Origin of the sequence: Levilactobacillus tujiorum, from assembly GCF_012641185.1 — a bacterium.
Taxonomy (GTDB): domain Bacteria; phylum Bacillota; class Bacilli; order Lactobacillales; family Lactobacillaceae; genus Levilactobacillus; species Levilactobacillus tujiorum.
In genome coordinates, this window is sequence record NZ_JAAXLK010000003.1 from 133,149 (window position 1) to 153,984 (window position 20,836).

At 49.2% G+C, this 20,836-nt stretch carries 18 protein-coding genes and 1 pseudogene; 17 read left to right on the forward strand and 2 right to left on the reverse strand.

What is annotated here, in order from left to right; genetic code table 11:
• Positions 1–155 precede the first annotated feature (155 nt).
• From HF569_RS02450 to HF569_RS02520, 15 genes are all read left to right on the forward strand, one after another.
• On the forward strand, positions 156–497 hold the full coding sequence (locus HF569_RS02450; protein WP_057735329.1) for a putative DNA-binding protein: 342 nt from the start codon (positions 156–158) through the stop codon (positions 495–497).
• A gap of 19 nt (positions 498–516) precedes the next feature.
• Positions 517–1,965, forward strand: coding sequence for a signal recognition particle protein (gene ffh, locus HF569_RS02455; protein WP_168901182.1), 1,449 nt, complete (start codon positions 517–519; stop codon positions 1,963–1,965).
• Positions 1,966–2,379: 414 nt separating this feature from the next.
• Positions 2,380–3,537, forward strand: coding sequence for an exonuclease/endonuclease/phosphatase family protein (locus HF569_RS02460; protein WP_168901183.1), 1,158 nt, complete (start codon positions 2,380–2,382; stop codon positions 3,535–3,537).
• A 418-nt stretch (positions 3,538–3,955) separates the two neighbouring features.
• Positions 3,956–4,186, forward strand: coding sequence for a hypothetical protein (locus HF569_RS02465; RefSeq protein ID WP_168901184.1), 231 nt, complete (start codon positions 3,956–3,958; stop codon positions 4,184–4,186).
• 281 nt (positions 4,187–4,467) lie between these two features.
• Positions 4,468–7,116: a cation-translocating P-type ATPase gene (locus HF569_RS02470; protein WP_168901185.1), complete on the forward strand. Its 2,649-nt coding sequence runs from the start codon at positions 4,468–4,470 to the stop codon at positions 7,114–7,116.
• A gap of 48 nt (positions 7,117–7,164) precedes the next feature.
• On the forward strand, positions 7,165–8,346 hold the full coding sequence (locus HF569_RS02475) for an ATP-binding protein (protein WP_168901186.1): 1,182 nt from the start codon (positions 7,165–7,167) through the stop codon (positions 8,344–8,346).
• Between the two features lie 3 nt (positions 8,347–8,349).
• Positions 8,350–9,699, forward strand: coding sequence for a vWA domain-containing protein (locus tag HF569_RS02480; RefSeq protein ID WP_168901187.1), 1,350 nt, complete (start codon positions 8,350–8,352; stop codon positions 9,697–9,699).
• A complete protein-coding gene (locus HF569_RS02485) occupies positions 9,696–9,992 on the forward strand; it encodes a hypothetical protein (RefSeq protein WP_168901188.1) in 297 nt (98 codons plus the stop codon). Before HF569_RS02480 ends, HF569_RS02485 begins: the two co-directional genes overlap by 4 nt.
• Positions 9,993–10,079: 87 nt before the next feature.
• Positions 10,080–10,355: a 30S ribosomal protein S16 gene (gene rpsP / locus HF569_RS02490; RefSeq protein WP_020088982.1), complete on the forward strand. Its 276-nt coding sequence runs from the start codon at positions 10,080–10,082 to the stop codon at positions 10,353–10,355.
• Between the two features lie 9 nt (positions 10,356–10,364).
• Positions 10,365–10,625 carry a KH domain-containing protein gene (locus tag HF569_RS02495; protein ID WP_168849751.1) on the forward strand — a complete coding sequence of 87 codons (261 nt, stop codon included), beginning with the start codon at positions 10,365–10,367 and terminating at the stop codon, positions 10,623–10,625.
• 88 nt (positions 10,626–10,713) lie between these two features.
• The gene (gene rimM, locus HF569_RS02500; RefSeq protein WP_168901189.1) at positions 10,714–11,232 is read left to right on the forward strand and encodes a ribosome maturation factor RimM; all 519 of its coding nucleotides are present in this window, start codon (positions 10,714–10,716) and stop codon (positions 11,230–11,232) included.
• Positions 11,232–12,011: a tRNA (guanosine(37)-N1)-methyltransferase TrmD gene (gene trmD, locus HF569_RS02505; protein ID WP_168849753.1), complete on the forward strand. Its 780-nt coding sequence runs from the start codon at positions 11,232–11,234 to the stop codon at positions 12,009–12,011. The genes rimM and trmD overlap by 1 nt, the downstream gene beginning before the upstream one ends.
• A 113-nt stretch (positions 12,012–12,124) precedes the next feature.
• Positions 12,125–12,481 (forward strand): 50S ribosomal protein L19, encoded by a 357-nt coding sequence (rplS, locus tag HF569_RS02510; protein ID WP_168849754.1) that lies wholly within the window; start codon positions 12,125–12,127, stop codon positions 12,479–12,481.
• A gap of 455 nt (positions 12,482–12,936) precedes the next feature.
• The gene (locus HF569_RS02515; protein ID WP_168901190.1) at positions 12,937–13,230 is read left to right on the forward strand and encodes an LlsX family protein; all 294 of its coding nucleotides are present in this window, start codon (positions 12,937–12,939) and stop codon (positions 13,228–13,230) included.
• Between the two features lie 11 nt (positions 13,231–13,241).
• Complete coding sequence (locus HF569_RS02520; protein WP_168901191.1) at positions 13,242–15,236, forward strand: KUP/HAK/KT family potassium transporter; 1,995 nt, start codon at positions 13,242–13,244, stop codon at positions 15,234–15,236.
• Positions 15,237–15,348: 112 nt separating this feature from the next.
• Here HF569_RS02520 and yjeM read toward each other — a convergent pair whose 3' ends face one another.
• Together yjeM and HF569_RS02530 are read right to left on the reverse strand one after the other, a co-directional pair.
• The gene (yjeM, locus tag HF569_RS02525; protein ID WP_168901192.1) at positions 15,349–16,863 is read right to left on the reverse strand and encodes a glutamate/gamma-aminobutyrate family transporter YjeM; all 1,515 of its coding nucleotides are present in this window, start codon (positions 16,861–16,863) and stop codon (positions 15,349–15,351) included.
• Between the two features lie 57 nt (positions 16,864–16,920).
• Positions 16,921–18,336: a C69 family dipeptidase gene (locus HF569_RS02530; protein ID WP_168901193.1), complete on the reverse strand. Its 1,416-nt coding sequence runs from the start codon at positions 18,334–18,336 to the stop codon at positions 16,921–16,923.
• A 278-nt stretch (positions 18,337–18,614) separates the two neighbouring features.
• On the opposite strand from HF569_RS02530, the gene HF569_RS02535 reads away from it, so the two are divergent.
• Entirely contained in the window at positions 18,615–19,505 is an 891-nt protein-coding gene (locus HF569_RS02535; protein ID WP_168901194.1) for a YitT family protein, read from the forward strand.
• Positions 19,506–19,585: 80 nt separating this feature from the next.
• A pseudogene (locus HF569_RS02540) lies at positions 19,586–20,728 on the forward strand (DEAD/DEAH box helicase family protein); the annotation flags it as partial.
• Positions 20,729–20,836 lie beyond the last annotated feature (108 nt).

Below are 20,836 nucleotides of genomic sequence, written 5' to 3' on the forward strand. Positions count from 1 at the left end.
TTCAGTCCTTTCAACCTTCAGTCTAGTAAATAGCTGACTTAGCGAAAAAAATTGACGAAACCACGAAAAATCGGTACTCTAGTAGAGTGTGTAAGTGCGTTTGCTGACGATGACGTGGGCAAACGGTCACGGGTAACTATCTGGGAGGACCAAGCATGGAAATTGAAAAAAATTATCGGATTAATTCCTTATTTGCGTTCTACCAGCCGTTGTTGACCGCAAAGCAGAACAATTATATGCAATTATATTATGGCGACGATTATTCCTTAGGTGAAATTGCCGAGGAATTTAACGTCAGTCGTCAGGCGGTCTACGACAACTTGCGGCGAACCGAAAAAATCTTAGAAGATTATGAGGGTAAGCTTCATCTTTATCAAGAATTTACGGCACGTAACCAGCAAGCTGATGAGATTCAGTCGTACGTAGCGGATCACTATCCCCACGATGCGACGCTTAACCGGTTGGTTGCGGGACTTGAAAATCTAGAAGAACAATGAAAGTTAGGTGGCAAAACGAATGGCGTTTGAAGGATTAACAGAACGACTACAAAACGCAATGCGCAAACTCAGAGGAAAGGGGAAAGTTTCCGAGAGTGATTTGCGCGAAACGATGCGCGAGATTCGGTTGGCGTTACTGGAAGCCGACGTTAACTTCACAGTGGTTAAGGACTTCGTTAAACAAGTGCGTGAACGGGCCATGGGTGCCGACGTGTTGGAGGGCTTAAACCCCGCCCAACAAATTGTAAAGATTGTTGACGAAGAATTGACTAAAACGATGGGGAAAGAAGCCGTTCCCCTGAATAAGTCTGAGAAGATCCCGACGATCATCATGATGGTCGGGCTTCAAGGGGCCGGGAAGACGACAACCGCGGGTAAGTTAGCGCGGAAGTTGAAAGAAGATCAGAACGCACGGCCACTGATGATCGCGGCCGACGTTTATCGGCCAGCGGCCATTGAGCAGTTGGTTCAAGTGGCTAACGGTATTGACGTACCGGTCTTTCAGTTAGGTACCGATGTTGATCCCGTGGAGATTGTGCGGCAAGGGTTAGCCCAAGCCGAAGAGAACCACAATGACTACATCATCATTGATACGGCCGGTCGTTTGCAAATCGATGAACAGTTAATGGACGAATTGGCGAAGATTAAAGCCTTAGCTAATCCGGATGAAATCCTCTTAACGGTTGATGCCATGACTGGGCAAAACGCGGTGGCGACTGCCGAAGGCTTCAACGACAAGCTCGACGTTACCGGGGTGGTCTTGACCAAGTTGGATGGTGATACTCGTGGTGGGGCCGCACTTTCAATCCGGGCCGTCACTGGCAAGCCAATCAAGTTCATTGGTCAAGGGGAAAAGATGACCGATCTGGATGTCTTCCACCCTGATCGGATGGCATCACGGATTCTGGGAATGGGGGATATGCTCTCCTTAATTGAAAAGACCCAGAAGGAATACGACGAGAAGCAAGCCCAAGAGTTAACGGAAAAGATTCAGGAAAACTCGTTTGACTTTAATGACTTTCTCGACCAGATTGCCCAGATTCAAAAGATGGGGCCAATGGACGAAATCATGAAGATGATTCCGGGCATGGCGAACAATCCAGCCATGAAGAACGCCCAGATGGACCCTAAGGATATGGAACACTTGAAGGCTGTCGTCTATTCCATGACGCCGCAAGAACGGACCAATCCGGATCTGTTGAATCCATCCCGGCGCCGGCGGATTGCTGCTGGTTCTGGTCGGCCGATTCATGAAGTCAATCGGATGATCAAGCAGTTCAACCAGATGAAGAAGATGATGAACCAAGTCTCCAAAGGGAACATGTCTGGTATGGAACAATTGATGGGTAATACCGGTATGGGCGGTGGCATGGGCCGGATGCAAAAGATGGCCATGAACCGCATGTCCCGGCAGATGAAGAAGAATAAGCGTAAGCGGTTGAAGGGTAAGAAGAAGCGCCGGAAGTAAGTGTTCTGTTGCGTGCCGCTTGTGAATAAGTGAAACTGGGAGCAGCTGCGAGGCTGCTCCTTTTTTGCGAAATTTAAACGTATTTCATTTCTAATAATTTTAGGATGTTCAAGCATATCAAATAATTGGAAAAAAGTTGACTTTTATCGTGACACGTAGTATTCTAAAATCACATTGATGAATCATAGATTTGACTTTGCCACGCATTGCCATTAATGATTTGAGGAGGAGCTTTATGGAAAAGTATTAGCACCAAGTGTAGATAGACGCGTCCGTTTCATTAGAACCGGTGCTCGCCGGTTGAGGACGTTGGATTCACTTGTAGATCTGCTGCAGGCACTTACATTGCGTCCACGTACATATCAAATTACCGATATGGACCGCGCTGAACTATTCGGATCGTGGAGGCAACAGTTGGATTTAGTGAATAAATTTCTTAGCGGTCAATCAGAGTCCCCAGAAGATTTTGAGATGCTTTCTAAGGGTGAATTCGAATTTTCTACTGATTCAATTAGTCCAGAAAATGCCGCATATCACCGTGTGGCTGCAAGTAGACTTCGAAGAGTGTTACTGGGACTTTATAATATTGTGACATTATCTGGGAAAAATTATGAAACCACAACAGTGGAGCTACAGGCATTAATCAATCACTTGGAAGAACAGTATAAGGAAACTTATAATGCGTATGACTTAGAAGCCAGTACTAATAATTTTGTGGCCAGTCTGGGGGCGATTAACTACTCGGTTCTTTGCCTAAACGTTAACGGCAAGATTAATACAGTTGCGTACGAGCATGCTAGTCTCATGAATGACGTTTGGCCAGCGTTGGTGAATAATGGGCTCCCTGATGTCTTATTATTGAACGAATTGTCTCGCAGAGAAGTTGGCTTCGAAAACTTCGTGAAAGCGCTTGAACGCGCTGGCTACCGGGTTCTTCATGATACGCGTCCAATAATGTCAGGATCGAATGAGGCTTTGATTGCTATTGGGCCTCGACTCTTACTTAAGTCGACCAAGGTTGAGATTATTTACCCAGATAAGGAATCGGGATTGGACGCTATAGCAGCCGTGTTTAGTTACTTTGATAACACGAAACTTTGTCTTATTGCTTGTCGTCTTCACTCTACTGTTGATACCAGCGATTTGTACGAACACTATCAGAACATCGCCGATAATGCTATTCCGCAGCTTCGAGGTTTTCTAACTAATATTAGGACACGATTTTCTAATAGGATTAGGTTCATAGGCGGTGGTGATTTCAACAATGGAAAGATTAGACAAAGCTACGATGGCCTTGCACAGGCACCTGCGTCACATAAGAAGATAAAAGATGGACTTAAAAAATTAAAGATTGATTTAATCACACCTGATACAGGTTATTCGAATCGGAAGCAGCATACAGAGATTGATCACATGTTCACTTCTGAAAGTATTAGTATCAAGAACTCAAACTATAGGGAACTATTATCTCCAAACATTGACCATAACGCAGTTGTAGCGGACGTGATCATTCCGCTCTTATCGGCTGAGGATTATTATCAAGGACTTTTGAAGAGCAATACTGGTAAATAAGATGTTCATTTAGCCACATTAAAAATGTATTCACATCCAGAGGTGGTAACTTTGAATTTACTTGATCATATCGATCCAAATCAAGAGGGGACTTATCTGGTAGAGACATTGTCTGGTTCACAGTACGAGATAACTATTGCAGAAGATGAAAAATCTTTAGTACGGGAGCCAGTGAGAGAAGAACTTACTCTGCGCAAAGACGGGCGCAGCATAAAGATTATATCGATGATCGAGGTGCAGGTAGGTCGGGGCGCCAAATTCCTTCTAGAGCCGTTGGGGAGCGGTGATAGCACGATGCGATTGACCACGATTGTCAAAACGATTAGGCGGTATCCATTACAGTGAGTAGTCTGCTAAGCTTCTTTAAGATAGTACAACTTGTCAAATACAATGCGTTTTTCGTGAGGAGTGAGTACAGATGAACCCTAAATTAGGACCGATGAAATATCAGCTCAACGATCGGGTAGTCTTTAAATTTCAGGATGAAGTGCTAAAGGGGCGTATTGTGGTCGCAGATTTTGGCGGGTCATTGGAAATGCTCGGCAAGTGCCATTCCTATGACCTACGCTGCCAGCGTATGGGTCAGGGCTGGTTAATTAAGCATGTTCCGGAGAACGATATCATTGGTTTCCAAGCAGGTCAGGCTTAGGCAAGAGTCGAAATCTTTCTCGCGTTTTGCTAGACGCTTGTGAGAATATCCGGTATACTACCCTTAAAGCAATTCATAAGGGAGTAACTAGCAGGGTATCCTGTGACAATATCGTCAGCAAGAAGCCAATCCGGTATTGTCTTAAATGGTGAGACTTATGTGTGTTCACAGTTTTGTGTGCATGCGTAGGCCTCATTTTTTTAACCACTCATAATGGGCGTTAACCATTGTTGTGGCTTAACTAAGATGAGGCCCTCGCACACCATTAGGAGGAAAAGTAAATGACCAAAGTTCCGATTTATCAACAGCCAGTGTCCACTATTTATCAGGACCTCCAGACCAGCGAGCAGGGCCTTACTGCGGAGGTGGTGCAGCAGCGACTGGAGCAAAATGGCAAAAATGCGTTGAACCAGCAGAAGACCACGTCGCTCTTGCAAAAGTTTATTGCCCAATTCAAGGACTTCATGATCATCGTATTGTTGGTGGCCGCGCTGATCGCCGGGCTGACGGGTGAAGTGGTTGATGCCGTCATTATCTTGATCGTGGTCGTTTTAAATGCGATCTTCGGTGTCTTTCAGGAAGCCAAGGCGGAAGAAGCGATCAATGCGTTAAAAGAGATGTCGGCCCCCAACGCCACGGTACGTCGGGGTAACGTCATCACCACGGTAAAGAGTGATGAGCTAGTCGTGGGTGATATTGTCCTACTCGAAGCAGGGGACATCATTCCCGCCGATCTGCGGTTAGTCGAGGTGGGATCGTTAAAGGTTGAGGAATCCGCGCTCACGGGGGAATCGGTTCCCGTTGAGAAGAACGCGGCCACGTTAGCCGCTAATGACTTGGCAATCGGTGACCGGACGAACATGGCCTTCATGAATAGTAACGTGACGTATGGCCGGGCCACCGGGGTTGTCGTGGCCACAGGGATGCAGACGGAAGTCGGTCGAATTGCGGGGATGATTGAACAGGCCGATGAGACCACCACGCCCCTGCAGGCCAACCTGACGCAGCTAGGGAAGTCCCTAACAATTCTGATCTTGGTGATTGCCGCTATCGTCTTTGCCATGGGAATGTGGCGCCAGGCGGAAAGCCTCATCGACATGCTGTTAACGGCCATTTCCTTAGCCGTTGCGGCCATTCCGGAAGGTCTACCCGCGATCGTGACGATTACGTTGGCCTTAGGAACCCAGCGCATGGCGAAGCGACACGCCATCGTGCGTAAGCTTCCGGCGGTGGAAACCCTGGGGAGTACAGACATCATTGCCTCCGATAAGACGGGGACGTTGACGCAAAACAAGATGACGGTTGAAAAGGTTTACCAGGATTTGCAGCTGGTAGACGCCCACAGCCTAGATTTTCAGCGGGATAGTCGCTTAGCCCAGACCATGATTTTGAGCAACGATACGCAGATGACCTCGGAAGGGTTGACGGGTGATCCGACGGAAACCGCGTTGGTTCAGTATCAGTTGGACCGCAACTACCCGGTCGTTCAGACTTTGGCTGATTTGCCACGGGTGGCTGAGATTCCGTTCGATTCAGAACGAAAATTAATGTCAACGGTCCACCCATTGCCGGATCAGCGTTTTCTGATTGCGGTTAAGGGGGCGCCGGATGAATTGCTCAAACGAGTGACCCAAGTGGCGGTTAAGGGGCAAGTAACCACTCTGTCGGCTACCACGCGGGAGACCATCCTGACGACTAACCATGAGATGGCTACGCAAGCGCTTCGAGTATTAGCTTTTGCCTACCGAATTGTCGACGAAGTGCCTAATGAGTTGACCAGTGACCAGGTAGAAAACCAACTGACCTTTGCCGGGATGGTCGGGATGATTGATCCTGAGCGGCCAGAGGTTGAACAGGCCGTCTCCGATGCTAAATCAGCCGGAATTCGGCCACTGATGATCACCGGGGATCACCGGGATACGGCCGCCGCTATTGCGACGCGGTTAGGCATCATTGAAGCGGGAGAGACAGCAGCTGTGGTGACGGGCGCAGAGTTGGATGAAATGGACGATGCGACGTTTGCTAAACGGGTTAAGGATTTCGCCGTCTATGCGCGGGTAGCCCCAGAGCATAAGGTCCGGATCGTTAATGCCTGGCAACAGCACGGCAAGGTGGTCGCCATGACGGGGGACGGCGTTAATGACGCCCCCGCTCTCAAGGCCGCCGACATTGGCATTGGTATGGGAATCACGGGTACCGAGGTATCTAAGGGGGCCAGTGACATGGTCTTGGCCGATGATAATTTTTCTACGATTGTCGTGGCCGTTGAGGAAGGTCGGAAGGTCTTTGCGAACATTCAAAAGGCCATCCAGTACCTGTTGTCAGCCAACTTGGGTGAGGTTCTGACGTTGTTTATGATGACGATGCTCGGCTGGCAGATCTTAGCCCCAGTGCATATCCTGTGGATCAACCTGGTGACGGATACGCTACCCGCGATTGCGTTGGGTGTTGAACCGATGGAACGGGACATTATGAAACAAAAGCCGCGTGGTCGGCAATCGAACTTCTTCTCGGGTGGCGTCTTTGGCGGTATCTTGTACCAAGGACTCCTCGAGGGGGGCATCACGCTCTTCGTTTACTGGCTGGCGATCACTTATCCCGTGCACCAAGCGGCTAGCTTAGCGCATGCGGATGCGTTGACCATGGCCTTTGCCACGTTAGGTTTGATTCAACTCTTCCACGCCTTTAACTCCAAGTCCATTCACGGTTCGATCTTCACGGTCGGCTTGTTTAAGAATAAATTCTTCAACTGGGCGATTCTGATTGCCTTTGCCCTGTTAGCCATGACCATTCTTGTGCCTGGCCTTAACAGCATGTTCCACGTGGCGACATTGAATATGTTCCAATGGGGAATTGTCCTGGGTGCCTCATTTATGATGATTGTGCTTGTGGAAATTGTTAAGTTCTTCCAGCGGCGCGTGTTAAAATAAGCCTAATGATTAAATTGGCAAGTCGCCAATAAAGATGGGGTGAAGAGTGTGGCACTGACGTATCAAGCGTGTTTGCAGGCGGCTAATGTGGTGTTAGCCAGTGGAAATGTGCCAACGATTGTAGGCGAGGCGGGTATTGGGAAATCGGCTCTAGTGGCGGATTTGGCCCAACAACGACAAGCCAAGCTATTTACGACGGTGGTGAGTTTGGTGGAAAAGGGTGACTTAGTCATTCCCGTTCCCCCGCTGACCAGTGACTCGTTTGTCCAGACGGCACAGTACGGCTCGTTAGCCGATGTGCAATTTGGCTATTCCCACACGCTGGTCGCGATGATTCGTTACGCGGAGGCCCACCCGCACCAAGAGATCATCTGGTTCTTGGATGAATTCAATCGCGGAACGCAGGCTGTGCAGAGTGAGCTGATGAACCTGGTCTTACAACGGCAGATTAATACGTTAATTCTGCCGGAGCAGGTTCACTTGATTCTGGCGGAAAATCCGGACGCCACGATGGCCGGTTTTGAACACAGCCATTACGGGGTGACACCGGGGGATGCGGCCATTGCCGATCGAACCACGCGACTAGTGCTAGCCGCCGACACGACCTCGTGGCTCAAGTGGGCTACACAGGTGGTCGACGGTGCACCGCGGATTGCGCCGTTAGTGACCACTTATTTGGCGGAGAATCCGGCAGATTTACACGTGGTTGCCGATGGCGAAGCAACGGTCGACGATGATTTACAACCGACCCCACGGGCTTGGGAGCGCGTTTCGCAAGCCTTGCATGAGCTGGAACAGCAGCAACTCTTCAGTCAAACGGCAGTCGTCACGGCGATTATGCAAGGAAATTTGGGCATGACGGTGGGGACGGCTTTTGCCGGGTACGTGCAAGAGCAACGCCCGGGACTAACCGTCAAACAAGTCTACCGCGATGATACGGCACCAGCCGTCTTTGCGACGTTGGCCCCCGCACAGCAACAGCAAATTCTGCAGTTGTGCTTGGCCGATCAGGCGGATTGGCCGTTGACCACAGGAAGCCACGCACAGCGCTTCAGCGAGCTGCTGGCGGCGTGTCCTGCCGATGGTCAGTTTGCCATTGCACAGGCGATGGCCGACGTGCCGGACCTGTTTGAACAGTTGGCGGCGGTGGCCGCGACAACGCCGGGCGTGGACCGGTTGTACCAGCAACTGACGGCAATTGGTCAACGTGGTAGTCAGATCGAGGTGTAGCAGATGCCGAGTTTAACTCAGGATTTAAGCCGACTAGCAGCCGGGGCGGCCACTGAACAGCCACTGCTGGCTCGTCAGGCCTATCAGGATGCGGTGATCTATTTGCTCCAGACGGACCCCTTCTATGGCCGGGTGTTGAGTCGGCTGACGGTGGAAATGGGCAACGGTCGCTCACCACTGGCATTGCGACCCACGACGAAAGATTGGCGTTTGCAGCTCAATCCTGCGGTTATCGGCCAGCAAGCCTGGACAGGCGCACAGTGGACGGCAATGCTACGGCATACGGTGCTTCATTTATTGTGGCGGCATCCACAGCGTTACGCCACGGCACTAAAGACGCCTGCGCAGGCTGGTCTGGTTCGTTGGGCCACGGACGCGGCCGTTAATGATTACCTTACGGATTTGCCTGATCGAGCGCTGACGAGTCGCAAACTGGGACAATTGATGGGGCAGCCGGTCGAACGCCGCCAAGATTCGGCGGTCTACTTTCGCCAGCTACGAGCTTGGCAGGCCCAACATCAGCAGTCGACCAAGACGCAAACTACTGGTGGGCCTAATACGCTCGGCGCGGGTACGTCGACCAGCGTGGTGCCTGGAGATGAACCGGCTGACTGGGACGGCCACTTGACTTGGCGCACGGCTGAGACGTTGTCCGCAGCCAGTCGGGAGCAGTGGCGCCAGCAGCTCTTTCAACAAGCGGCAACCAGTCTAACCGCTAAACAACGGGGGACGTTGCCGGGGGCCATTCAGGCAGCACTCACCCCCACGGTGGCTGAACACCCCTTGGATTGGCGCCAGCTGCTTAAACGAGGCCTGGGACAGGTGCCAGCTGGTCGCCAACCGGCATTCGGCCGTTTCAACCGGCGCCAACCGGCACGAATGGAACTGCCGGGTCAGGTGGTGGCGACGTGGCAACAAATTTCCGTGTTCATTGATGAGTCTGGTTCGATGGGCGATCGCGAGATTAGCTACCTCCTGGGACAATTGGCGGCGTTATTGGCCGTTTATCCGGCTCAGGTGACCGTTTACCCCTTTGATGTGGTCGTGGACCCGCAAAAGCGGTTTAGCCTTGAGCGGCGTCCTCAGCACCTCACACGTACGGGTGGTGGCGGAACACGGTTTCAGGCCGTGTTCGATGCGTTACCGCGCTTGTTACCGGGAATCAGTGGCCAATTGGTCTTAATTCTGACTGATGGTTATGGTGAAAAAGACCTGCAGCCTACCTTGCCAGTGCCGGTTATTTGGCTCCTGACGAGTCCACTGGCGGCGTTCTCGGTGGCACAAGCACCTGGAACGGTCGTCAGTCTGGCGGATGATCCTCAGTGGCAGGCGATAAGGAGGCAGACAACATGACACAGCGCTTAACGGCGATGGAATTAAGAGCATTGATTCAACAAACGGCCGCTTATCGAAATGCGCAGGCGATCTTAACTAATGAGTGGGGAAGTCGCGCACTGGCCAATCCACTCTTTCAAGCGCCGATTACCGTGGCGGATCTGCAGTTTGCTAAGGATTTGCAGGCGGTTGGGGTTAGTACGGTAAAATTAGACTTTACCGATTACGGTGCCGTGCAGCGATGGATTGCGGCCAATCAGCAGTATTTGACGGCGGATGATCGGGCCTGGTTACAGCGTCCTTTCGATTAATTTCGAGGTGTAAAGAAAAAACCCTTTACATCATATCCAGAAACTGGTATATTATTACTCGTTGAAAGAAATACAGGAGGTGTCTACATGTCAGTTAAGATTCGTTTAAAGCGGATGGGCTCTAAGAAGCGTCCATTCTACCGAATTGTGGTTGCCGACTCACGGAGTCCTCGTGATGGCCGTTTCATCGAACAAGTTGGAACGTACAATCCAGTTACCCAACCAGCTTCGATCACGTTGAAGGAAGAATCTATCATGAACTGGTTGAACAACGGTGCTCAACCTTCAGATACGGTTAAGACTTTACTCTCCAACGCTGGTATCATGAAGCAATACCACGAAGCTAAATACACTAAGAAGTAGTGATTAGCCATGACCGATTTTAAGGCATTAATTCTAGCAATTGTTAGCCCACTCGTGGAGCATCCGGAAGCTTTGGTGATTACACCAGAGGAGACGGAGCGATTCTATGAATATCGGTTAACCGTTCATCCGGACGATATCGGTCGGGTGATCGGCAAACAAGGCCGCGTGGCGCAGGCGATTCGTACGATCGTCTATAGCGTTCGCGTTCAAGGCAATAAACGGGTCCGACTCATCATTGATGACCGCCCGGCAAAGACTCTCGAGTGAGGCGGCAACGTTTCCTCGAGTTTTTTTGTACCATAAATAAAAAAATAGTAAGAAGATAAATTTAAAAATAGGTAGGGAGGCCAGTCAGATGGCATATTACACAGTTGGCACCATCGTGAATACGCACGGCATCAAGGGTGAAGTCCGCGTCGTCGCAATTACCGATTTTCCAGAGAGTCGTTTCGCCGTGGGGGCAACCCTCTACGCCTTCCAGAAGGGGCAAACGCAGCCCGTTAAGTTAACGGTGGCGTCGGAACGACTACACAAGAATTTTTACCTGTTGAGTTTTGAAGGCAAGCCATCCATCAATGATGTCGAAATCTATAAGCAAAGTACGTTAAAGGTGACGGATGATCAGTTACAAAACGATCAGCTCCAACCAGGCGAATACTACTATCACCAAATTGTTGGGTTAAACGTTGTGACCGAGGATGGCGATGAATTGGGTACGATCAAGGAAATCTTATCGCCAGGAGCCAATGATGTATGGGTGGTTGACCGTCCGGGTAAAGACGATCTGTTACTGCCAAAGATTGACCAAGTGATTAAGGACGTCGACTTGGATCGCCACCAGGTCACGGTAGAATTAATGGAGGGACTCGAGTAATGCGCATCGATGTATTAAGTTTATTTCCCGATATGTTTTCTGGCCCGATGCACGACTCTATCGTCGGTAAGGCGATTGAAAATGGCCATTTGACGATGCCGGTGACGAATTTTCGGGACTATTCGACCAATAAACATGGCAACGTGGACGACTATCCCTTTGGTGGCGGAGCGGGAATGCTCCTACAACCGCAACCGATCTTTGATGCCGTGAAAGCGACCCAGGAACAAGCGGCGGCTGAGGGGTTACCTAAGGGTCGCGTGATCTTGATGGATCCAGCCGGTGTGACGTTTAATCAACACGTCGCCGAAGAATTTGCCCATGAGGAGCACCTGACCTTCCTGTGTGGGCATTACGAGGGCTATGACGAACGAATTCGCACGCTCGTGACGGATGAGGTCTCCTTGGGAGATTTCGTGCTGACGGGGGGCGAACTGGCCTCGATGGTGATGATTGACGCCACCGTTCGACTCTTACCTGGAGTCCTGGGCAACGAGGAGTCGGCGCCCGGCGATTCGTTCTCTTCGGGCTTGCTGGAATACCCGCAATACACGCGTCCGGCTGATTTTCGCGGGATGAAGGTGCCGGATGTCTTAATCAGTGGTAACCACGGCAAGATTGACGAGTGGCGTCAAAAAGAGGCGCTGCGGCGGACCTATACCCGGCGACCAGATATGATCGACCACAGTCAGCTGACCCAGGAACAGAAGCATTTACTGGCAGACGTGCGGATCGAAGAGGAAGAACGCGCGGCGGCTGAGGACGAGTCAAGAAAATAACCTTTACAGGTATTTCGAGATATGATACACTTACTTTTGGCTGTTTAGCCACCAAAAACAACATTCCGCTGTCGAAACTGAGAATGAATGTTGGCGAAAGGATAGAATTTATTATGCGCCAAAACAATTTAATTGCTAAGATCAACCAAGAACAATTACGGGACGATGTTCCAGACTTCCGTGCTGGAGACACTGTTCGGGTTCACGCCCGGATCGTCGAAGGTACCCGCGAACGTATCCAGTTGTTCGAAGGTGTCGTTATCAAGCGTAAGGGTGCTGGCATCCAAGCAACTTACACGGTACGTAAGATGAGTAACGGTGTCGGTGTGGAACGGATCTTCCCATTACACTCCCCACGTGTTGCTAAGATTGACGTTATTCGTCAAGGTCGTGTACGTCGTGCTAAGCTCTACTACCTCCGTGAACTTAACGGTAAGGCAGCGCGGATCCCAGAACGCCGTCGCAACTAGTTACATCTCAAGATACCAATCACTTCGGTGGTTGGTATTTTTTTATGGAGAAATTTCTGTTCGTAATAGGAGAAGTTTCAGTGATGGGGTTGGAAAAGTAAAAATTAGGATTTGCTAGTCTGCAAGTCATTGATGAAGCTATCTTTGATGAATGCAAATAATGATTGACAATTCCTGTCTGATCCTGTATAGTTACTTATTAGAGTTTAAGAGATGCTAATAAAGAGATTCAGAGAGATTGTTTAGCAAGCCGGAGTTTCTTAGATTTGAAAGTCGCTCGCCCATTCGTAGGAATGGCGGGCGACTTTTTTGTACCTGGCAAAATTGATGCTAGCCAATAGAAGTCATTTACCCACCGATTGATTTGGACAATGACCTTTTCAAACCGACCATCCCAGTTGGTATTTTCAGTGGCAACCATTATGATGAGACCAAATACCGAGGGGGAATTTCACATGCATAAGACGCTATTACGGCTGTGTATCGAGGTGATTGGCGGGATGGTGGTCTCGGCGGGGCTTTTGTCTTTGATTATTTCTGGCACCTACGCCTACGTTCATGCCTCAGGACTCGGCCATTACAATTTAAATGTGTTGGGACTTTCCTTCTTTCACATTAGCTATGCAGCTGGTCATTTTCACGGCCAAACCAACTCATTGGGGATGGGGTATGCTTGGTTGGCAGGTACGGCAATGATTCTTGTTTTAGGTGAATTGCGTCACCGATTAGTTACCCATCGGTGGTTGTAGGGGGCACGCACATGCGGCTAACAACACAGAAGCTCACTGGGGTGGGGATGCTAATTACGCTGGGCATCGTGTACGGCGATATTGGGACCTCACCTCTTTACGTGATGAATGCCATTATTGACCAAGCCGGTCGCCACGAAACGGCGGCGGTGTCCACGGTCATGTTAGGGAGTATTTCGCTTATTTTCTGGACGTTAATGTTGATTACCACGGTGAAATATATCTTACTCGCGATGCGCGCTGATAATCGCCATGAAGGGGGCATCTTTGCCCTGTATGCGTTGGTGAGAAACGCCGCGAAATGGCTGATTTTTCCCGCTTTAGTCGGTGGTGCAGCTTTACTGGCAGATGGGACACTTACGCCAGCCGTAACGGTGACCTCGGCAATTGAGGGACTTAAGAGTCAGACGCTGGGGCCCGTACACTTTAGTGGGACTCAGGGGTGGGTTTTGCTGGTGGTCACGGGAATCTTGGTGGGTCTCTTCTTGGTACAACGCTTGGGTACCCAGCTGATTGGCTGGTCGTTTGGGCCACTCATGCTGATCTGGTTTAGCTTCATCGGGTTAGTTGGCTTACGCAGTCTCTTAACGGACCCCGGCATGCTACATGCATTGTCGCCTGTCTATGCGTTGCGTTTTTTAATAAGTCCAGATAATCATCAGGGAATCTTCATTTTGGGGAGTGTTTTCTTAGCCACGACCGGAGCCGAAGCCCTTTACTCTGATATGGGGCAGGTTGGTAAATGGAATATTTACGGGACTTGGCCGTTTGTTTACGCCATGCTGATGTTGAGTTATTTAGGCCAAGGGGCGTGGGTCATTCACCACGCGACGCAATTAGGCGTTCGGCACCCGGATAATCCATTTTACGCGATGGTGCCCGGCAACTGGCGGATGTTTGCCATCGGGATTGCGACGGTGGCAGCGATCATTGCCTCACAAGCGTTGATTACGGGGTCATACACGTTGGTTCATGAAGCAATCGGACTGAAATTATTGCCGCGCTTACGGATTAAGTTTCCCGGTAGTGAGAAGAGTCAACTGTACATTTCGACAGTCAATTGGTTACTCTGTGGGGTAACGCTAGGCGTTGTCTGGTTCTTCCGGACTTCTAGTCACATGGAGGCGGCCTATGGTCTTGCGATTACCATCACCATGTTAATGACGACGCTGCTCCTCCAGGCATTTTTGCGGCAGCGCAATCATCGGCTATTAGCGACTACATTTGTCGGTGGTTTTGGTCTGTTGGAGGGGTTGTTTCTGATCGCAAGTCTCGCTAAGTTTGCACATGGTGGCTATGTGACCTTGGGCATCACGCTACTGATTTTGACGATCATGGTGTTCTGGTACTACGGTAATCAGCGGCGGAGTGCCCACGTGGTGGATGCGGAGCATGTGTCGCTGCTGGACTTTTTACCGCAGCTGCAGGCGCTGAGTCGGGATCGTGAAGTTCCACCGTTTGCGACAAATTTGGTGTACGTTGGGCATGTTACACCGGACTACGCGATTAAACGCGCGGTGGTTTATTCGATCTTAGATCAACAGCCGAAGCGTGCCGCGGTTTACTGGTTTGTGACGGTTAATGAGGCCGATACACCGTATGAATGTAGCTATACCGTGGAAACTTTAGGGACTCGTAATGTGATGGATGTCCAGATTTACTTGGGCTTTAAAAAGCCACAGCGGTTGAACGTCTACCTGCGACAAATTGTGAATGATCTGTTGGCGGCGGGCGTTTTACCCGATCAAACGCCGCGGTATTCTAGTGTGCCTGGTCGGCAGGTGGGCAACTTTAAGTTCGTGATGCTCAATCAACAACTGCAGGATTTAGGGGCTCAGGATGATTTACCAGCATTGGATCGCCTGTTGATCGGTGGGCGTTTGTTGCTACAACGAATCAGTTTGTCTCCGCAACGGTGGTACGGCCTGGAATTCAGTGATGTGGTCGAGGAGCGGGTGCCGCTGTTTATTGGGCATGCACCGGATCGGACGTTGCGGCGAAAGTGAAAAAGAACCGTGAGTCTGACCTTCTTGTAGTTTGATGATTCAAAAACTTAAAGACGCTCTGTAAAATCCAATCGATTTTACAGAGCGTCTTTAGTATCAGTTATAAACGTAATTAATCCTTATCGTCAGCCAGTTCATTTTCCTTCCGTGAACGTTTTTCAGCGTTCCGGTAGAAGATCCAAGCAACTGTCCCGAAGAAGATTGGGCCGATGATCGTCCAGAAGGCGGTCTTGTAATCGGCATCCATGATTGGTTGAAGACACGTGAAGACGATCCCGCCAATCAGAACCAAGAGCACGATTGCCACAATAATATTGGTAAAGGTCTTGTTCTTGTAAACCACGAATGGCCGTTCCAAGTCGGTCCGCTTCTTAAAGAATGGGAAGGCCCCAATCAAGAAGAGGTAGGGTGCCGACGTGGAGACGTTAGCCATGTTGGTCAGAATTTGATAAAATTCCTTAGCTGCGGAGCCACCAAAGGAGACGAAGAAGATGAAGACGGCAACCACCGTGGCTTGAATCCACATGGAGTAGGCGGGGACGCCGGCCTTGTTGAGGCGGGTCATCTTCTTAGGCCATAATTTTGGTGATGATCCTAAAATAAATGATTTCAATGGTGAATAGACCAGGACGAAGAAGGACCCTAAGTAGGCCATGAACATGCTTAACCCAGTTAACCGGGCTAACACATCCCCAATCATCAGGGAAGTCCCGTGTGAGAGGTTCATGGCGTGTCCCATGACCAGTCCCAAGTTGTTCATCAACACGTAGGTAATGTTCCCCAAGTTAACGGAACCGCTGCCTAAGACGTCATGCCAGTTAGCACTGACCCCCCAGAGGAAGATCGAGACGGAGTAGGCAATGGTAATGGTAATCGTGGAAATGATCAGCCCCTTAGGGAAAGTCTTTTCCGGTTTATCCATGCTATCCGTGATTCCACCCATGGATTCCATGCCGGCGTATGCGAAGACGGCATAAATCACGAAGGACAAGAGCGCCATTGGTGACTGGAATTGCGGGTTAGGCGAAGCAATGAAGCTGTGCAACCCGTTGACTGGTTCAGCCAGCTGGCCCTTATTCAAGATCCAGATCAGGATGCTGGCAATGAAGAACAGGATGGTTAAGCCCATCACGAAGATTCCTCCCAATGAAGAAATCTTCGCAATTGAACTCACACCACGTGTCGCAAAGAAAGTGACGGTGAGGATCCAAATGATCCCGAGAATCCCGATGGTTTGCGTCGAACTTAGGCCGAGAATCCCCCAAGTCTGCGTCTGGTCACTACCAGAGATTAAGGTAGATAGTGGAATCCACACCTTAGTAGAAGTTGATAGCATCCAGATGATCCAAGAGGACAGCCAGATAAAGGTCCCAATGAAGGCTAACTTTTCACCGATGGATTCGGCTAACCAGGAGTAGATCCCACCCTTGGCTTCCTTAAAAGTTGACCCATATTCGGCCAGCATTAAGGCGCTAGGCAGAAAGAAGAACAGGGCGGCTAAAACATACCAGATAATGCTGGCATAGCCCATTTGGTCATACGCGACGGTTCCGTTTGCGAAGCCGTAGATGGCCGAAAAAATCATTAAGATTAGACTGAAGAGTCCAATCTTTTTTTGCTTTTCCATTAGATTAATATCTCCCATTTATGATGAGGACTAGTGAACACTAGTCCGAACCGTATGTTATAAGTTGAGGTCCTGTTGGTAGTTCAATGGACCCAAGTCGGTCGCCTGAGTAATCAGGGTGGCCGCTAATTCACGATAACGCCGAATTCCCAATGCGGCGTTCGTAAAGGCTTGTTGCGTTAAGTAATGATTGAGTTCCGGGCCGGATAAAGTTTGACCCACGGCGTCAGTCTGTTGGACAGATTGCTTGAAGGCAATGCGTAGTTCCTTTTGCACGGCACTGACGGTTGGCCAAGCTTCATGGTAGTGTGCGTCGAGCAGCACGCTCACCAGCTTGTAGACCCAGTAAGCAGATTGTGCATCGTAGGTCTTTTCTCCCAAATGATAGGCGTCCGGCGTCTTGTCGATACCGGCGTAGAAGGGCACGTAAACACTCTGCGCCCCGACGCCCATGGCTAACCATTGGATGCCAGCGAGGGCTGAGTCCATTTTCGGTCGAAGCTGAAGCACGTGTGACTCTTGCGTTTTAGCCAGGCTGACTGGACGGAAGCGGTGACGCTGATCAGTGGTACCGGCACCTACCGGATCATACGGCGTTTCTTCAAAGTGACTACTGAGGTAGCCCTGTGCATCGTCGACACTGAGTAAGTGATCGGCGAATTGGATGAAGGGGAGGTCGAACGATTGGGGTTCCTGGGCAATTTCTGGATTAAACTGACGCTGGCCGTACCAGACCCGTGGGGTGTTGTAGTACAGGTCAGACTGGTCTTGAGTCCCGAAGATGTCGCGCCAACTGAACCGGTCGCGTGCCGGATTTAAGTGATTAGTGGTCACAAACTCCTGGAGATGGCGCGCGTACATGAAGTTATCGTGATCGTTGAAGTCGATATCTTGGATTGCCATTTGGTTGGCAACAACCGCATACCCGTTAGCTGGGATACGTTGGGCTACCCAGTAGTGACCAGCCCCCGTTTCCAGATACCAGGCTTCCTGTTGATCGGCAAATAAAATACCGTTGGATTCGCTGGTACCATAGTGTTCAACGATTTGGCCTAGTCGAGCGACGCCTTCGCGGGCAGACTTAATATAAGGAAGAACGACGGTAACCATCGCTTCTTCACCAATGCCGTCTTTGACTAACGGATCGGCGCCCAAGACACGTTCATTGGAGTAGGTGCTTTCGGTAGCGCTCATAGCAACGCCGAATTCATTGATCCCATCTTCTTCAAACAGGCCATACGCATCTGTCCACTCCGGAGTGGCGGTGTACTTAGCCGCTGCGAGTGGCAGGGGCATCGTAAAGCCGTTGTCCGTGCTGGTAAATGTGGGTGGTGTCGTGGCGGTCTTAGCGGGATGGACGACGAAATGCTTGGGCCAAGCAGCCTTGGCATCTTCATTACGCCCAATAATAACTGAACCGTCCGTTGTCGCCTGAGGACCAATTAAAATACTGGTACAAGCGGAATAATTCATGGGAGCACTCCTTTCTGCATATTAAATAAAACTCGATACTATTCTATCATTTTTAAGGATTAACGGGGGTGTTTTCGGTAACTTTTTAATTATTTTTGCATAATTTTCTGGCTTCAATAAATATTTATACAAATTTATGATTGATAAAAACTGACTGTTTTCAGGCGACGACCAGTGGAAAGGTTGCCAGACAGGTTGTTTAGGGACTAGCTAAGTCGTAGCAGATGTGGTTAAATGGTGAAAACAACTGGCGGTTGAGAGGAGTGAAAATGAGAAAAATGTTAAAAACTAATCGTCGTGAGGTGGGCAAACACCTCTTAATTTTAATCGGATCGGCTATTATCACGGCCATTGCGCTGAATGAATTCTTAGTGCCTGGTAAGATTTTTAGTGCGGGAATCAATGGGATCTCTCAGATTATTGCGACTTTGCTAGCAGCTGGGGGCATTCATTTAAGCACCGGGTGGTTTATCCTCCTGTTTAACATTCCAATTGGATTGCTGGGCTGGTTCAAGGTGGGCCGTGGCTTTACCGTCTATTCGATCATGGTAGCCATTTTGACATCAGTTTTAGCCATCATTGTCCCGGTCAACAATATTTCTAATAATGCACTGCTGGCCGCCTTATTTGGGGGTATCTTAACTGGCGTCGGGGTGGCGTATCCCCTGAAGTATGGCTTCTCAACGGGTGGCATGGACATTATTGCGGTAGTTTTGGAAAAAACGACGGGCCGAACGATTGGGACACTCATGCTGATGATTAACTTTGGCATCGTGATCGTGGCTGGCTTTCTCTTCGGCTGGGAGAGCGCGTTATACACGATTATTTCCATTTATGCAATGTCTCGCGTGGTGGACAGCATTCATACGCGGCATCAAAAGCTCACAGCCTTTATCGTGACCTCACAGCAAGACGCAGTCATAGCAGAACTTAATCAAACTCTTATTCGCGGAATCACGGTGATTCCATCATTTGGAGCTTATACTCGTCAAGCCAGCACGGTCTTAATGACCGTTATTTCGCGGTATGAACTTTATACATTAGAGCATGCCGTTAAGGAAGTGGACCCCAGCGCCTTCGTCAATCTGGTGAATACGGTCGACATTGAGGGGAACTTCTATAATGAGACGGAACAGTTGAAATTACGGGAGAAGACGGCGAAAAAGTAATAGTCGACAGGGGTTTCGCCGTGGTATGATAATGACTAGGTAAGTTTTTAATAGACGTAATCATATTAGGGTGAGTGAAGATGCAAGCAGAACTGGAATTTGAAGACCGATTAATCGATTATTTGACCAATATTGGTGGTTCTAAACAGTGGCAGTATGTGCCATCAATCAAGACAACTGCGGCACTTTGGCAGAACTTTAAACATATTTTGGAACAGAATAATCAGGAAAAACTTGATCAGCCGCTGAGTGAGAGTGAGTTTGCTCAAGTTAAAAAGCAAATTAATGATTTAAGAACACCTTATCAAGCGGGTAAATTTTTATATGGGTTAAATGGCGTGTCCCAAGTAGAGGTTGATACTGATGCTGGAGAACACGTCTTTTTGACAGTTTTCGATCAAGCATACGTTGGTGCGGGAGGAACGGTCTATCAAGTGGTTAATCAGATCGAACGTCCGGCAAAGTTAGCTAATTGCCGAAATCGCCGCTTTGACACAACGTTGTTAATTAATGGATTGCCGATTATCCAAATTGAGGAGAAAACGGCTGCCCGAAATGTTAAAGAGGCTTTAAACCAGATGCATCAATACATACATGAAGGCCAGTTTTCAGACATCTATTCGACGGTCCAAATTTTGGTTGGAATGACACCGGATGATACGCGTTATATGGCAAATACCACCGAAGATAAATTTAATCTAGATTTCGCTTTTCACTGGCAACGCGAAGATAACAATCAACCAGTAATGGCATGGCGTGACTTCTTGAATCGAATGCTGTCGATACCGATGGCCCACCAAATGGCGACAAGCTATATGATCCTAGATGGAACGAAACATAGACAAATGCTAAAAGTTATGCGGCCATATCAGGTCTATGCGACGCGTCGAGTGATTGAAAAAATTAGGCAGTCAAGTTTTGAATTAGATAGTCAGAAACTAGGGTACATTTGGCATACGACAGGATCTGGGAAGACGATCAGTAGTTTCAAGACTGCTTGGCTGGCATCACGTTTACCTAATGTTGATAAGGTAGTCTTCTTGGTTGATCGGATTGCATTGACGCAGCAAACGGCTGACAATTACTCAGCTTATGATCCGGATACTAACGATGAAAATAAAGATGGTATCATTTTTGATACAGCTAACGTAAATGTTCTGGCACATAAGTTACGACAACATGGTGGAATTATCGTCACGTCAATTCAGAAATTAGATCGACTAGGGACTGTCTGAAAACTAAAAATTCAGGTATAATCTGAGGAAAAACGAATCGAGGCATTCCGATGACAACACCTAAACGATACGAACTAGAAGATGCTCAGTGGGACC